Raw genomic sequence first — 14,535 nt, forward strand, 5'->3', positions numbered from 1 at the left:
GGACCACTCCCCACTGGGTCCCCGTCAGCCCCCGCCCGTCACCGCCGCAGTGACGTTATCGGGATCCATCCGGGGTGTATCCTGCACGAGTACCATAGTGTCGACGACACGTCCGGTCGGCGACACTCTCGATGCTCACGCTCACTCGACGGGCCCTCCTCGGCGGTATCGGCGGCACCGTCGCCCTCGCGGCGACCGACCGCACGAGCGCTCGGGACCACCACGGCGAGAGCGAGGAGGCCCGACTCAGACTGATCCACGCCTCGCCGGACGCCCCACGGGTCGACGTCGACGTCCAGCCGCGCGACGGCGCCGCCGACACCACGCGCGTCGCCGCGGCGCTGCCGTTCGGCGACGTGGGCGAGTACCGACCGGTCTCCGCCGGGGCGGTGGTCGCACGGATTGCTCCTACGGATGCCGCCACGGGAGCGGCGATCGTCACCGACCCGGTCGTCCTCGACGCCGGCGAGGACTACACCGGCGTCGTCCTCGGGGAGGTCGACGGCGAGACGCCCCTCGACCTCGCGGTGTTCCCGGACGACGCCAGCGTCCTCGACGACGCGGCGGCCCGCCTGCGACTGGTCAACGCCTCGCCGGACGCGCCCTCGCTCGACGCGACCGCGGGCCGCTTCGAGCGGTCGCCGCCGACGAACTCCCCGGGGTGGTCGCGGGCGAACGAGGCGACGCTCCGCTCGCCGACCGGGTCGGTCGCCCTCCGGTCGGTCACCCGGACGGTCGGGACGCGGACGCTGTTCGCCGGCGTCGGCTTCGGCGAGGCCAGTGGCTACGCGGAGGTCCCGGCGGCACGCTACGAGGTGACGCTGCGCCCGAGCGACGGCGAGGACGTGCTCCTCGTCCGACCGCTTCGGCTCTCGCCGGGCGTGGTGTACACGCTCATCGCGGTCGGCTATCGGGCCCCCACCCGGCGGTCGGTCCCCGTCCCGCTGTCGCTGCCGGTGTCGAGCGACGCGTCGCCCCCGCCGGCGACGGTGGCCCTCGACGACCAGCGGGTCGCCTACGACTACGGCGACGACGAGGTCACGGTGACCGTGGACCGCGCCACGCTCTCGGCGGGCGGGGTCGTCGCCGTCCACGCCGGGGGCGCTCGTCGCCCGGCGGCGGGGACGGTGCTCGGCGTCTCCGCACCGCTCGACCCGGGGCGTCACACGACCGTCGACGTTCCGGTCGCGGCGGTCGCGGCGCTCGACGGTCGCGCCGAGGGCACGGCTCGACTCGTCGCGGTCGCCCACCGCGACGCCACCGCCGCAGACCCCTACGTGGCCGGGGCCGACGCGACGGGCGACGGCGGCGAGGCCGTGGCGGACGCGGCGACCGTCACCATCGAGCGCACCGGTGGTCCGAGTTCGAACACCAAACCGAAGGCGTCGAGCGACCAGACGAGTGAGGGCGACGACACTCCCGACGCTCCCACCGACGTGGTGGACGAGGACCCACCGACCCCCGCCGACGAAGCGTCGGTGGACGGTGGATCGCCCGCCGAGGACACCGTCTCCGACGAGGAGGCTCCCGACGCTCTCGACGAGGGCGAGGACGAGGCCGACCGAGACGAGGAGGAGCGATCGACGGAGCGCGAAAAGGAACGGGAGAAGCGTCGCAAGGAGCGGGAGAAAGAGCGGGAGAAGCGGCGCAAGGAACGCGAGAAGCGCCGCAAAGAGCGGGAGAAGGAGCGAGAGAAGGAGCGGAAGGACCGCGACGACGACGATGACGACGATGACGACGATGACGACGATGAGGAAGAGGAAGACGACGACGACGATGACGACGATGAGGAAGAGGAAGACGACGACGACGATGACGACGATGAGGAAGAGGAAGACGACGACGACGATGACGACGACGAGGAAGAGGAGGACGACGACTGATCGCTACGGTCGCCGTCGGTCGTCGGTCACGGGGCCGCTCAGGCCGGAACCGGACCGGCCCGCCGAACCGTGACGACCGTGCCGCAGTCGGGACACACCACGGCCTCGCCGACGGGGCTCGACTGGACGAGCCAGTCGCCGGTCGGTAGCGCGGCGTGCCAGCAGTCGGGACAGTAGAGGAGGGCTTTCGGCGGCGGACGTGTCGTCTGCGTAGTGGTCATGCCTCCTTCAGGCTGTCGCGGACCTTAAACACCGCTCCGGAGGACTCGGGAGCCGCCAGACCGTCACCGCGTCACAGGCGGCCGCTCGGGGTGAACACCCCGTCGGGGTCCCAGCGGCGCTTCGTCTCGCGGAGCCACTCGTAGTTGGCGGCGTACACGTCGCGGGCGGCCTCGTCGCCGCGTTCGGTGCCCGAGAAGTTGGGGAGTTCACCCGTCACCGTCCCCACGTCGCGAGCGCGGTCGGCCGACTCGCGGGCCCACTCGCGATGTGCGTCGTCGTCGGTCGGCTCCGACCAACACGCCTCGAAGTTGAGCACCACCTCGGCGTCGCGCTCGGGGACCGCGGTGGCTCCGGCGTCGAGGTCGGCGACCGCGCCACCCATCGGCCACACCACCACGGTGTCCTCGTCGCCGGGGAGCGCGGCCATCCGCTCGGCGGTGTGGTCGACGAGGGCGTCGGTGAACGTCTCGACGGCGACGGACTTCCAGTAGTAGTGGTCGTCCGCGGGCGACCCGCCTCCGAGGTACGCCTGCACGTCGACGTACGGTCGCCGGTCGGCGTACTCGAACAGCGGGTCGACGCCGTCGGCGCCGAGGTTGCGGAACGGCGCCAGCGCCCGTTCACCCTCGTCCGGATCGCCGCCGTGGACGCCGAGCACGCACAGCGCCAGGTCGCCGGCGCGGTCGTCGGGGAACCCCGCCTCGTCGGGGACGCGCGTGACGTACGGCGAGACGTTCGTCGTCCGCGGCGCCTCGCGGAGCAGGTCGCGGTACTCCCGGAGCAGCGCCGCGACGTCGTCGGTGCCGTCGACGGGGAACCACGTGTCGCACATCGCCAGTTCCCCGGGGACAGACACGAGGTCGAACTCGAGTTCGACCGCGACGCCGAACGCGCCGCCGGCGCCCCGCACCGCGCGGAACAGGTCCGGATTCGTGTCGGCGGTCGCCGTCACGCGTTCGCCGGCGGCGGTGATCAGGTCGACCTGGGCGAGTCGGTCACACGCCAGCCCGTGCGCCCGTGAGAGGTACCCCGTCCCGCCGCCGAGCGTGAGCCCGGTCACGCCGACCTCGGGGGCGACCCCCTGCGGCGTCGCGAGGCCGTGGGCGGTCGTCGCGGCGTCCAACTCGCCGATGGTGACGCCCGGGTCGACCGTCGCGGTGCGGGCGTCGGGGTCGACGGCCACCTCCTGCATCGTACCCACGTCGCAGACGAGCACGCCGTCGCCCGACGAGGTGCCGACTGAGGAGTGGCCGCCCGAGCGGGTCGCGACCCCGAGGCCCGTCTCGCGCGCCGCCTCGACCACGCGGGCGACGCCCGCCGCTGTCGTCGGGTACGCGACCGCCGCTGGAGCCGCCTCGCACAGCCCGTTCCACACGCGACGGGCCTCGTCGTAGCGGTCGTCGTCGGGGGTCACCACGTCGCCGGGGAACAGCGTCCGCCACTCGCCCGTCGCCTCGCGGTCCACCGGTGTCCCATCGCCGTCGAGCGCGTCGGCCAGCGCCGCGAGCGCCTCGGCGTGGTCGCGAGCGACCGCGGCGGCGTCCGCGCGCCCGAACGGGTCGTCGCCGGTGGTCGTGTCCGGCGATTCCTGGTTCATACCACTTGGTTAGGGCCGTGGGAAGGAAAAGCCACCGCGGGTGCGGCAGCGGTCGGTCGGGCCGCGCCACACCGCGACGAACGTCGGGATGGCCGTCGCTGTCGGATCGCGGTCGTCGAACAAATCGAAGATCGGTCGGGAAGCGGTGCGTGTCGGCGTCGTGGGTGGGGTGGGTGTGGCTGGGGGCCTACTTCACATCGCGCCGCCCATGCCGCCCATACCGCCCATGCCGCCCATGCCACCGCCGCCCGGAGGCATCTCGTCGTCGCCGCCCGAGTCGGAGCCGCCGCCCTTGAGGTCGCCGGCCGCGATGACGTCGTCGATGCGGAGGATCATCGTCGCCGCCTCGGTGGCGGACTCGATGGCCTGCGTCTTGACGCGACGCGGCTCGACGACGCCCTCGGCTTCCATGTCGATCACGTCGCCCGTGTAGGCGTCGAGGCCGGCACCGAACTCACCGCCGTCGTGGCGGGCGCGCAGGTCGACCAGCGAGTCGATCGGGTCGAGGCCGGCGTTCTCGGCGAGCGTGCGCGGGATGACCTCCAGCGCGTCGGCGAACGCCTCGACGGCCAGCTGCTCGCGGCCGCCGACGGAGTCGGCGAAGTCGCGAAGCTGGAGCGCCAGCTCGGTCTCGGGGGCGCCGCCGCCGGGCAGCACCTCACCGTCCTGCAGCGTCGTGCGGACGACGCCGAGCGAGTCGTCGATGGCGCGCTCGACCTCGTCGACGACGTGCTCGGTGCCGCCGCGGAGGACGAGCGTGACCGAGCGGGCGTCCTCGACGTCCTCGACGAAGATGCGCTCGTCGCCGCCGATGTCCTTCTGGGCGACGGAGCCGGCGAAGCCGAGGTCCTCCTCGGTGATGTCGTCGAGGTTGGCGACGACGCGACCGCCCGTCGAGCGGGCGAGGCGCTTGAGGTCGGAGTCCTTCGCGCGGCGGACGGCGAGGATGCCCTCCTGCGCGAGGTAGTGCTGGGCCATGTCGTCGATGCCGTCGCCGACGAAGACGACGTCCGTCCCGACGGCGGTCAGCTTGTCGACCATCTCCTTGAGCTGCTTCTCCTCCTGGTCGAGGAACTGCTGGAGCTGGTCGGGGTCGGTGACGTTGACCTCGGCGTCGATCTCCGTCTCCTTCACCTCGATGGCGCCGTCGAACAGCGCGACGTTGGCGTCCTCGACGGCGTAGGGCATGTTCTCGTCGACGCGCTCCTTGTCGACGATGACGCCCTCGATGAGCTCGGAGTTGCCGATGGAGCCGCCGACGACCGTCTCCACGGAGACGTTGTCGGTGTCGATGGCACCGTCGTCGTCACGCACGGCCAGCACGGCGTCGACGACCAGCTTCGCGAGCGTCTCGCGGGCGGACTCGGCGCCCTTGCCCGTCATCGCGGTCGCGGCGATCTTCTCGAGGGTGTCGCGGTCGTCCGCGGTGACCTCGATGGCGTTCTCCGAGAGGACCTCCTTGGCCTTCTCGGCGGCCTGGCGGTACCCCTGCGCGATGGTCGTCGGGTGGACCTCCGAGTCGATGAGCTCCTCGGCCTGGTCGAGCAGCTCACCGGCGATGACGACGGCGGTCGTCGTGCCGTCGCCGACCTCGTCCTCCTGCGTCTCGGAGACCTCGACGATCATGTTCGCCGCGGGGTGGTCGATGTCCATCTCCTTCAGGATGGTCACGCCGTCGTTCGTGACGACGACGCCGCCCGAGGAGTCCACGAGCATCTTGTCCATCCCTTTCGGACCGAGTGTGGTCCGAACGGACTCGGCGACGGCCTTGCCGGCCGTGATGTTCATCGACTGCGCGTCCTTTCCGGACGTTCGCTGGCTGTCCTCCGAGAGTACGATCATGGGCTGGTTGCCCATCCGCTGGCGCTGAGACATGAGTCACTCCGTGATTGTTTCCGATTCTATAAAAACGTTGTGGCGACACACCGTCATACGCTCGCACGACCCCGCTGGGGGCGTGTGTGAGAGGTTGCCACATCGAGTTTATATACTACGTCTTCGCCGCCCCGTTCCCGGCGGTCTGCGGCCAGACTGGTCGCGTGCCGGAGCGGGAATCGGCAGACTGCGCGGCACTCCGACGGATCGTCGATCAGAAGTCGGTGACTCGCGACTGGATCCGACCGTCGTCGACGCCGTCGGCGTCGTCACCCCGGAGGTACTCGGCGAACTCGTCGGGTGCGATCTCCGTGCGAGCGTCCGCGAACGCCAACTCCGTCAGCGACAGCGGGTCGCCCGCGCGCATCTTCCGGCGCACCTCCGCGACGCTCAGCGCGTGGAACGTCACGTCGAGGTCGACGGTCGCGGCGCGCTCCTCGCTCGCCTCAGCGAGGTTGATCCCCTCGGACACCACCGTCTCGAAGTCGATCTCGGTGTCGTCGACGCCGCGGTACAGGAACGCCAGCGTCGACACGAGCGCGTCGAACGCCTCGGTCCCCTCCCGGTCGAGGCGCTCTGTGAACACCAGTTCTCGGTCGCGTTCGCTCAGTCCCTCCACCAACACCTCGAAGTCGTACAACGCGGCGTGGAGTCTGTCGCGGATGCGCGCCCGTGCGTTGCGCTCGGACTGCACGCTCGCGTACGCCGTCTCGCCGCGCAGGTACCGCCGGTCGGCTTCGGTCAATATCCCCCGTTCGCGGTCGTCGTCCATACTCTGTATCGGGGTATGTCTCAGAAACACATATAGATTCATACTCCGAATCCGGGTATCTACTAGAACCACCACAAAAATACTTATTTGGAAATAGGTCCGCGGTCCGTCATGGTCGACGACACCTCCGCGACCGAATCGGTCCCGGGCGACGACTCGCTCGACTCCCACCACGGCGGCGTCACGGACGCCCCAGTCCGTGTCACTGTCCGCACGGACGCCCTCAGTCCCCTCCTCTCGGCCGTCGGAGCACTCGTCGACGAGTGTCGGCTGACGTTCGCCGCCGACGGCCTGCGGGCGGCGGCGATGGACCCCGCCACCGTGGCTGCCGTCGAGGTCGAGTTGGACGCGGACGCGACCCAGTCGTACACGGCCGACGGCACCACCGTCGGCGTCGACGTCGACCGCCTGGCGGACGTACTCGCGATGGGCGACGGCGACGACCTGGTGACGCTCGCGCTCGACCCGGAGGCGTACCGCCTCCACGTCCGCGTCGGCGAACTGGAGTACGCGCTCGGCCTGTTCGACCCCGAGAGTGTGCGCGGCCCGGGCGACATCGAGGCGCTCGGCTTCGAGTCCACCGCGGCGCTGACGCTCCCGGGCGAGACGGTCGGGCGGTTCGTCCGCGCCGCGGGGATGGTCGCCGACCACCTCACGCTCGCGGTCGACCCCGCCGAGGAGGCGTTCGTCGCGGCGGCCGACGGCGACACCGACGACGTGCGCTTCGTCGTCCCGCGCGAGGACACGGCCGCGTTCGACGCCGGCGAGGCGCAGTCGCTGTTCTCGCTGTCGTACCTGGAGTGTGTCGAGCGGCCGGTCCCCTCGGGGACGGACGTGCGTGTCACGCTGGGCGAGGAAGCACCGCTGGGCGTCGCCTACGAAGTCGCCGACGGCGGCGGGCGCGTCGAGGCGTTCGTCGCGCCGCGGCTACAGGCGGTGTGAGGTCGAGTCGAGAATGGGGCCGCAGGTCGACGGCGTTTCGCGGGTGTCGACGACGCTACCGCGACTCCTCGGCGCCGCCGGTGGGCGGCGAGAGGTCGGGTGCGCCGTGGAGTTCGTTGTGCTTGCGTTCGAGGAACGAGTAGACGGCGCCGTGGGGCGCGCCGTCGAGGATCATCCCCGCGGCGCGGCGGACGGCCTTCACCTCCTCGGGCTGACCGATGATGCCGAGGGTGGTGCCCTTGATGACGACCTCCGCGCCCGAGAGGTCCTCCATCAGCTCACGGGTGCGGCCGTTCTCGCCGATGAGGCGGCCCTTCTGGCGCTGGAGGTCGTTCTTGTTGCGCGTCTCGGCGGCGAGGTCGACCAACTCGAACCGGCGGAGGTCGTGGTCCAACAGCGACAGCGCCGCCTCGGGAGTGAACCCCCGGCCGATGGCGCGGACGATGTCGGGCGCGATCATGCCGGCGACGGGGTCGCCGACGCTGTCGATGCCGACCGACCCCGACTCCGAGTCGATGTCGAGGCGCACCTCGGCGCGGTCTTCGATCTCCCGCATCGTCTCACCGCCCGCACCGATGAGCACGCCGATGCGGTCCTGCGGAACCTTCACGTGCTGCATTACACCCGGACTTTCCCCCGCACGCGGATAAGGGTTCCCTCGCCGAAGCGCCGCGACAGCCGTCCACACGGTCGCTCCTCGCCTGTCGCCCGCGGCTCGCCGATCGGTGACCGTCGGTACCCGCGACCGGCGGGCGTCGTTACGCTGTCTCCTCCTCGACCCCCACCACCGCCCCCTCGGCGTCGACGGTCACGGTGAGGGTGTCGTCGCCGACGCGGTACGTCGCTGTCGCGCGGTACGGCTCTGCACTCACGGTCTCGGCGTCCTCGGTGACGTCGTCGAGCAGCACCCACAGCGAGCGCGCCTCCGGGTCGACCCCCCGCTCGTGGAGGAACGCGACGACGACGGGTCGGTCGACCAACAGTGTCACCAGTCCGGTGTCGATCTGCTCGCCACACCGCTGGCAGGCGACGGTCGCTATCGGTCGAGCCGTCGGCTCCTCCTCGTCCGACCCGAAGGGGTCTCTCGTCGTCGAATGGACGCGGATCGCCGTCGGTCCCGAACAGGTCGGACAGATCCCCCGTCGCGCCCGCGCGAGGAGCGTCCGCAGATGCGTGTCGACGACGGCCGGGAGGTCGTCGGGGTCGCGTCCGGCCAGCACGCCCGGCGGGCAGCCGAACTCCGAGGTTGGGTGGTCGCAGTCCCGGCAGGCGACGCGGGCGCGCTCGTCGGCGTAGGTGAGGTCGAGCGGGCCGCCGCAGTCGTGACAGGTGCCGCCCGCCGGCACGTCGAGGTCCGCTCCCGGCGCGTACGTCCCCTCCAGCAGTGCGCCGACGACGCGGGTACCGGCGAAGCGCAGGCGGTACCCCTCGTCGACGCGCTCGACGAAGCGGTCGGTCAGCTTCCCGAGGTGGTAGTTGAACCGCCCGGAGTCGTCGACGCCGGCGCGCTCGCGGAGCCGCTCGAAGGGCACGGCGGTCGGCGTCGTCCCTCTGGTGTCGTCGTCGCGCTGGGCCTCCCACAGCGCCCGGAGGATCCGGAGGCGGGTGTCGTCGCCGAGGAGCGCGAACGCCGCCGCGGGGTCGAACGCGGTGTCGACGGGGGCGTCGACCGGTTCGTCGCTGTCGCTCATGTCGGGCGGATGAGCGGCAGGTGGCTTGGCCGTGTCGGTCGCGTGGGCGGCGCCTACTCGTCGCTCGTCGGATTCGGGTCCGTCGCGGGGTCCGGCTCCGCGCTCGGCTCCGGTTCCGGCGTCGTCACGTACTCGTGGAGGTCGTCGCCGGTCACCTCCAGCCCCTGCCGCGAGAAGAAACTCGCCACGTTGTGGCAGTCTCGTTCGAGGAACTCCTCGGCGTTCGGGTGGTGGACCGTCACCGCCTGCCCGAGGTCGATGATCACCAACTCGCCCTCGTGGATGATCATGTTGTACTCCGAGAGGTCGCCGTGGATCAGGCCGGCGGAGTACAGCCGGCGCATGTACTCGCGGACCACCTCGTAGGCGGTCTGTGGGTTCTCGACGCTCACCTCCGCGAGTCGGCGGGCGCGGTCGTCGGCGTGGCCGACCAACTCCATCACGAGGACGTTGCGCTGGACGGCTATCGGCTCGGGGACGCGGACGCCCGCCTTCCGGGCGCGCGAGAGGTTCGCGAACTCCTTGCGCACCCACGCGAGGACGACCTGCTTCTTGTCAGAGCCGATGCCCTCGAAGCGGGGGTCGCCCTCGAGGTAGTCGCGCATGTGCCGGAAGTTCGAGGTGTTGATCCGGTACACCTTCGTCGCCACCTCGGTGTCGTCGGCGCCGAGCGCCTCGTACACGTTCGCCTCCTTCCCCGTCGAGATGGGGCCGCCGAAGGCGACGATGTGGCCGTCGCGCGTGAGTTTGTACAGCGCCGCGAGCGTGGCGTCGTCGAACACCGACGCCTCGACTTTGAACTGCTCGGTGTTCTTGACGCGCTTGCGGAACTCGTCGAACTCGTCGTCCTGCCGACGCGCGATGCGGTCGGCCTCGGTCTGTGCGATTTCCTCGAGGTCGAGGTCCTCCCACTCGTCGCCTGGCGTCTCCGCCTCGTCGGGTTCGACGAACCCGAACTCTCCGGTCATCTACGGCGTCGTACGCGCTCGGGCGTGAAAAGCACCGGCACCCGCGGGCGACGGCGCCGCGCCGCACGGCGTCGCCGCCGCTGGCCGTCGTCGTGCCCGCTGTCGCCGACCACCGCGACGGTCGACCCGATCAGACGATGTGTCCCTCGTCGCGGAGTTGGTCGGCGGCCTGCCCCTCGTAGCGGTGTTCGATGTCGGCCTTCTCGTCTTGCCAGTCCCACGGGCTGACGAGGACGATGTCGCCCTCGCGGATCCACGTGCGCTTCTGCATCCGGCCGGGGATGCGCGCGGTGCGGCGGGTGCCGTCGGCACAGCGCACCTTCACGCGGTTGGCGCCGAGCATCTCCGTCACCTCGGCGAACACCTCGTCGTCGTCGGGCATTCTGAGGTCGGTGCGACCCTGCGCGTCGCCGTCGCTCATACTCTTGTGTTCTGCCGTCCGACAGTTAAGTTCGACGGGCGCGGAGTGCGAGGCCGAGCGAACGGAGTGAGCGAGGCCTCGACGCGAGCGGGGAGGAACGACCCGCGAGCAGTGTGCGGTCGGGCGAACGGAGTGAGCGAGCAGTGCGCGGTCGACCGCAGGGAGACCGCGAGTAACGGCGGCGAGGTCCGACGGGCCGAGCCGCCCATCAGAATGCGAGCTCACGATGTGCGCGGGGAGCGAGCAGCCCAGTCGGAACGCGCGACCGACGACGAACTCGCCGCGTTTTTCACGCCGAACGGGAACGACGGAGTATGATCGACAAACTCGGGACGGCGGGCATCGTCGGCGCGCTGCTGCTGCTCGCGGGACTCGTGCTGGTCGCGTGGTCGTCGCCGATCGTCGCCGTCGGCATCGCGCTGGTGCTGGCCGGCACTGGCCTCGTCGTGAAGGGGTTGGCGACCAGCCTGATGCAGCAGTTCGGCTTCGCGTAAGTCGCGTCGTTACTCGTCGTCGAGCGCCGCGAGCACTTCGCGACCCGGCGCGATCAACTCGTTCAGGTAGTCGGCGAGCGCGCCCTTCGCGTCCGCCGGGTGGAGTTCGCCCGACTCCAGGTCCGCCGCGAGCGACTCGTAGTCGTCGTACGTGAGGTCGCCACCGTACTGCTCCGGCCGCTCGACCACGACCGTGTCGAACCGCGGGAACACGGAGTACTCGAAGATCTCGAGCACGGGGTTCTCGCGCTCGTTGCCGTCGTCGTCCGGCTCCGGGTCGCGCGTCGGCGGGCAGAACGCGCCGTTGATCTTGTCGTCGATGTCCTCGGCGGTGTCCTCCATCGAGATGGTCGTCCCCGACGAGGAGGACATCTTGCCGACGCCAGTGTCGAGGTCCGCGAGGATCGGCGTGTGGATGCACGGCCGGGCCTCGTAAGTGTGGTCGCTCTCGCCGGCCATCGCGGGCACCTGCTCGCGGTGGAGCATGTGGACCTTCCGCTGGTCGAGGCCGCCGACCGCGAGGTCGAGGTCGAGGTAGACGATGTCGAGCGCCTGCATCAGCGGGTACACCAGGTGGCTCACCTTCGCCGTGTCGCCGCCTTGGATCTCCGCCATCGCGCGCTGGGCGCGGTTGAGCGTCGTCGACAGCTCCAACTCGTGGGTGTCGAGGACGTACTCCTCGTCGAGTTGGAACTCCGAGCCGTAGACGAACTCCGTCGACTCGGCGTCGAGCCCGTACGCGAGGAACTGGTCGCGCATGCGCTCGGCCGTCTCGCGAATCTCCGCGAACGTGCCCTTGTCGTTGAGGTACGCGTGGACGTCCGCCAGCAGGACGACGACCTCGAAGCCCGCCTCCTGGAGGTCGATGAGCTTCGTCGCCGTCAGCATGTGCCCGATGTGGAGGACGCCCGACGGCTCGTAGCCGACGTACACCCGCTTGCCCTCGGGCTCTTCGGCTAGCGCGCGTACTTCGTCCTCGGTGACCACCTCGGTCGCGTTCCGGGTGATCAGATCGTAGGCGTCCATACGCGAGGGTGTCGCGTCCGCCGAGTATGTCTTTCGGATGTGTGCCAGCCGTCGGTACTCTCTCCGTGTCGCTCGGTAGCACGCCTCTAGTGACGTCGCCGCGCCGATTACCCAGCGAGTACCTAACCCGCGGAGGGACGTCCGATCGATCGTGCCATGCCCTCTGCGAGTGCAGACACCGAGTACCCTCCCCGACGGCGCGGCCTCCCGAGTGTCCGTAGCGACCTCGGTCCCGTCGCCCGTCGCGCGACGATGACCGGACGCGCGGTCGCCTTCTGGAGCGCCGTCACCCTCCCGTTCGCGTCGCTCGTCGTGCTGTTCGGCGGCGCGGTCACGCGCGTCGACTTCCTCGTCCTCCTCGTCCTCGTCTCGGCGAACGTGGTCGCGCTGTACTTCGGGCGGAGCTACGCGCTGGAGCGGGTCGAGAACAACGCCTACACGGACGGCGGCGACGACGACACCGGCGGAGACGCCGAGGTCGCACCCGAGGAGTCGCGGATCGAGCGGTAGTCGCCGCCGGAGTGGCCGGCGCGGCTCCCGACCACGACTACCGCTCGATCCGCTCCAGCACCGCCTCGGGGTCGTACGCAAGCGAGATCGACCGCGAGCGGCCGCGCCCCTCGACCTCCGCGTACTCCGTCTCCACGAGGCCGAGTTGGTCGAGTTTGTTGACGATCTCCGAGTAGCGAGTGTACCCCAGGTCCGTCCGGTCGTGGAACGCTTCGTACACCGATCCGGCCTGCTCCCCGTCGTGTTCGGCGAGCACCTCGACGAGCGACAACTCCGAGTCGGAGAGCCCGCGGAGACTGCGCGACAGGTGGACGTACTTCGACTTGTCGTACGCCTTCTCGACGTCCTCGACGTTGATCGTCCGCGAGGCGCGCATCTCGGCGTTGAGCCCCGCCCGCCGGAGTAGGTCGATCCCGACGCGGAGGTCGCCGGACTCGGCGGTCAACTCGGCGACGCGGTCCAACTCGGGGGCGTCGATGACGCCCTCGTGGAAGCCGCGCTTGGCGCGCTCGCGGAGGATGTCGACGATCTCGTCGACGTCGTACGTCGGGAAGTACACCTCCTCGGGCCGGAACACCGACTGGACGCGCGTGTCGAGTTCCTCGATCACCGACAGCGAGAGGTCCGACGAGACGCAGATGACGCCCACCTTCGCACCGGAGTGCGCCTCGTGGGCGCGCAGGAGCGAGTACAGCGCGTCCGACGCCTCGTTCTCGTAGAACAGGTAGTTCACGTCGTCGAGCGCGACGACGAGCACCTCGTCCTCCTCGACGAGTCGGTCGGCGATCTGGCCGAACAGCTTCTTGAACGAGATGCCCGAGGACGGCGGTTCGTAGTCGAAGATCCCCTCGAACACGCGCGAGAACACCGCATAGCGCGTCGAGTCCACCTGACAGTTCACGCGGACGGTGCGCACGTCCGTCTGCGTGCGCAACTCCGAGAACAGTTTCTGCACCGAGGTGGTCTTGCCCGTCCCGGGCGGCCCGCGGACGACGGTGTTGAGCGGGCGTGACCCGCGAGCGGCCGGTCGGAGCGCGTACTTCAGCGACTCCAGTTGGCTCTCGCGGTGGCGGAACGTCTCGGGGACGTAGTCGATCTCGAAGACGTGTTCGTCGCGGAAGACGGACTCGTCCCACGACAGCATGTCCTCGGGGTCCCCGGCCATGATACCGAACCCTCGCGCGTCCGACCACTTAATCGTTCCCCGGTGGCGGGGTGAAAGTGAACGTGACCGAGAGACCGCAGTTTCGGCCCGCTCGTGCCCGATAGCGCTTCAGTATCGCCCCGGTCGACGACGTGACTCGCGGTGGGAGTGAACGGCCCGAACCGGGCGGACGGCACCCCCGCAGGCGCGGACGGACGGTGATTCGAGGACGATGTTGCCGCAGCGACGGGGTGAATTCGGCTTAATCCGGGGAACGCGTCGGTCGGATTGAGGTACGAGTGGTGACTGGTGAGAGTGATGACAGAGGGGACCGACGACGACGGGGGGACCGAGCGACGGACGGAGGGGGACCGCCCCCGCGTCCTCGTGGCAGAGGACGAGGCCGACGTGCGCGAGCTGTACGTCGACCGCCTCGCCGACGAGTACGACGTCGTGACGGCGGCCGACGGCGAGGAGACGCTCGCTATGCTCGACGACTCCATCGACGTGGTGTTGCTCGACCGGCGGATGCCGGGGCTCCACGGCGACGACGCGCTCGAACTGATCCGCGAGTCCGGGGTCGACGTCCGCGTCGCAGCCGTCACCGCCGTCGACGCCAGCCTCGACGTGGTCGGCCTCCCGCTGGACGCCTACCTCGAGAAGCCGGTCGCGCAGGGCGAACTCCGCGAGACGGTCGACCGCCTCGTGCGCGTCTCCCGCTACGACGACCGGGTGCGCCACTACTACGCCGCCACACAGAAGCGGGCCGCCCTCGACGACGCCCTCACGGTCTCGCCGGCCGACCCGGCGTACCGCGAGTTGGTTCGCCGCTGTGAGACGCTCGAACGGGGCATCGACGACCTGCGCGACAGCCTCGACGGCGCCGACTACGACCTGCTGTTCAGGGGGCTCGACGGCTCCGACGACCCCGACCACGAGTCCCCCTCCGACCTGTACGCCTGAGGCGGTCCGTCGCCACGACGCTCACCG

At 70.3% G+C, this 14,535-nt stretch carries 15 protein-coding genes; 5 read left to right on the plus strand and 10 right to left on the minus strand.

Annotated features, from left to right (window positions below):
• Positions 1 to 131 precede the first annotated feature (131 nt).
• Complete coding sequence (locus tag P0R32_RS02735; RefSeq protein WP_276238397.1) at positions 132 to 1,883, plus strand: DUF4397 domain-containing protein; 1,752 nt, start codon at positions 132 to 134, stop codon at positions 1,881 to 1,883.
• Positions 1,884 to 1,921: 38 nt separating this feature from the next.
• On the opposite strand, the gene P0R32_RS02740 is transcribed toward P0R32_RS02735, so the two are convergent.
• From P0R32_RS02740 to P0R32_RS02755, 4 genes are all read right to left on the minus strand, one after another.
• Positions 1,922 to 2,104 carry a DUF8106 domain-containing protein gene (locus P0R32_RS02740; RefSeq protein WP_276238398.1) on the minus strand — a complete coding sequence of 61 codons (183 nt, stop codon included), beginning with the start codon at positions 2,102 to 2,104 and terminating at the stop codon, positions 1,922 to 1,924.
• Between the two features lie 71 nt (positions 2,105 to 2,175).
• Positions 2,176 to 3,702 (minus strand): FAD-binding oxidoreductase, encoded by a 1,527-nt coding sequence (locus tag P0R32_RS02745; protein ID WP_276238399.1) that lies wholly within the window; start codon positions 3,700 to 3,702, stop codon positions 2,176 to 2,178.
• A gap of 192 nt (positions 3,703 to 3,894) precedes the next feature.
• Positions 3,895 to 5,544, minus strand: a complete 1,650-nt coding sequence (thsA, locus tag P0R32_RS02750; RefSeq protein WP_276239344.1) for a thermosome subunit alpha — start codon at positions 5,542 to 5,544, stop codon at positions 3,895 to 3,897.
• Positions 5,545 to 5,791: 247 nt separating this feature from the next.
• The gene (locus tag P0R32_RS02755; RefSeq protein WP_276238400.1) at positions 5,792 to 6,349 is read right to left on the minus strand and encodes a DUF8102 family protein; all 558 of its coding nucleotides are present in this window, start codon (positions 6,347 to 6,349) and stop codon (positions 5,792 to 5,794) included.
• 111 nt (positions 6,350 to 6,460) lie between these two features.
• On the opposite strand from P0R32_RS02755, the gene P0R32_RS02760 reads away from it, so the two are divergent.
• Positions 6,461 to 7,291: a beta clamp domain-containing protein gene (locus P0R32_RS02760; RefSeq protein WP_276238401.1), complete on the plus strand. Its 831-nt coding sequence runs from the start codon at positions 6,461 to 6,463 to the stop codon at positions 7,289 to 7,291.
• Positions 7,292 to 7,346: 55 nt separating this feature from the next.
• Here the strand turns inward: P0R32_RS02760 and P0R32_RS02765 are convergent, their stop codons facing one another.
• The 4 genes from P0R32_RS02765 to eif1A form a co-directional block, all read right to left on the minus strand.
• On the minus strand, positions 7,347 to 7,910 hold the full coding sequence (locus P0R32_RS02765; protein WP_276238402.1) for a KH domain-containing protein: 564 nt from the start codon (positions 7,908 to 7,910) through the stop codon (positions 7,347 to 7,349).
• A 139-nt stretch (positions 7,911 to 8,049) separates the two neighbouring features.
• Complete coding sequence (locus P0R32_RS02770) at positions 8,050 to 8,982, minus strand: winged helix-turn-helix domain-containing protein (RefSeq protein WP_276238403.1); 933 nt, start codon at positions 8,980 to 8,982, stop codon at positions 8,050 to 8,052.
• A 53-nt stretch (positions 8,983 to 9,035) separates the two neighbouring features.
• Positions 9,036 to 9,950 (minus strand): serine/threonine-protein kinase Rio1, encoded by a 915-nt coding sequence (gene rio1, locus P0R32_RS02775; protein WP_276238404.1) that lies wholly within the window; start codon positions 9,948 to 9,950, stop codon positions 9,036 to 9,038.
• 130 nt (positions 9,951 to 10,080) lie between these two features.
• Positions 10,081 to 10,371 carry a translation initiation factor eIF-1A gene (gene eif1A / locus P0R32_RS02780; protein ID WP_276238405.1) on the minus strand — a complete coding sequence of 97 codons (291 nt, stop codon included), beginning with the start codon at positions 10,369 to 10,371 and terminating at the stop codon, positions 10,081 to 10,083.
• Positions 10,372 to 10,685: 314 nt separating this feature from the next.
• Between eif1A and P0R32_RS02785 the strand changes: the two genes are divergently transcribed.
• Positions 10,686 to 10,865 (plus strand): DUF7470 family protein, encoded by a 180-nt coding sequence (locus tag P0R32_RS02785; protein WP_276238406.1) that lies wholly within the window; start codon positions 10,686 to 10,688, stop codon positions 10,863 to 10,865.
• 9 nt (positions 10,866 to 10,874) lie between these two features.
• On the opposite strand, the gene P0R32_RS02790 is transcribed toward P0R32_RS02785, so the two are convergent.
• A complete protein-coding gene (locus P0R32_RS02790; protein WP_276238407.1) occupies positions 10,875 to 11,891 on the minus strand; it encodes a tyrosine--tRNA ligase in 1,017 nt (338 codons plus the stop codon).
• A 252-nt stretch (positions 11,892 to 12,143) separates the two neighbouring features.
• On the opposite strand from P0R32_RS02790, the gene P0R32_RS02795 reads away from it, so the two are divergent.
• Entirely contained in the window at positions 12,144 to 12,401 is a 258-nt protein-coding gene (locus tag P0R32_RS02795) for a DUF8028 family protein (protein ID WP_276238408.1), read from the plus strand.
• A 37-nt stretch (positions 12,402 to 12,438) separates the two neighbouring features.
• On the opposite strand, the gene P0R32_RS02800 is transcribed toward P0R32_RS02795, so the two are convergent.
• Positions 12,439 to 13,566, minus strand: a complete 1,128-nt coding sequence (locus tag P0R32_RS02800; protein WP_276238409.1) for an ORC1-type DNA replication protein — start codon at positions 13,564 to 13,566, stop codon at positions 12,439 to 12,441.
• 297 nt (positions 13,567 to 13,863) lie between these two features.
• Between P0R32_RS02800 and P0R32_RS02805 the strand changes: the two genes are divergently transcribed.
• Positions 13,864 to 14,508: a response regulator gene (locus P0R32_RS02805; protein WP_276238410.1), complete on the plus strand. Its 645-nt coding sequence runs from the start codon at positions 13,864 to 13,866 to the stop codon at positions 14,506 to 14,508.
• Positions 14,509 to 14,535 lie beyond the last annotated feature (27 nt).

This window comes from Halobaculum marinum, assembly GCF_029338555.1.
Classification (GTDB): Archaea; Halobacteriota; Halobacteria; order Halobacteriales; family Haloferacaceae; genus Halobaculum; species Halobaculum marinum.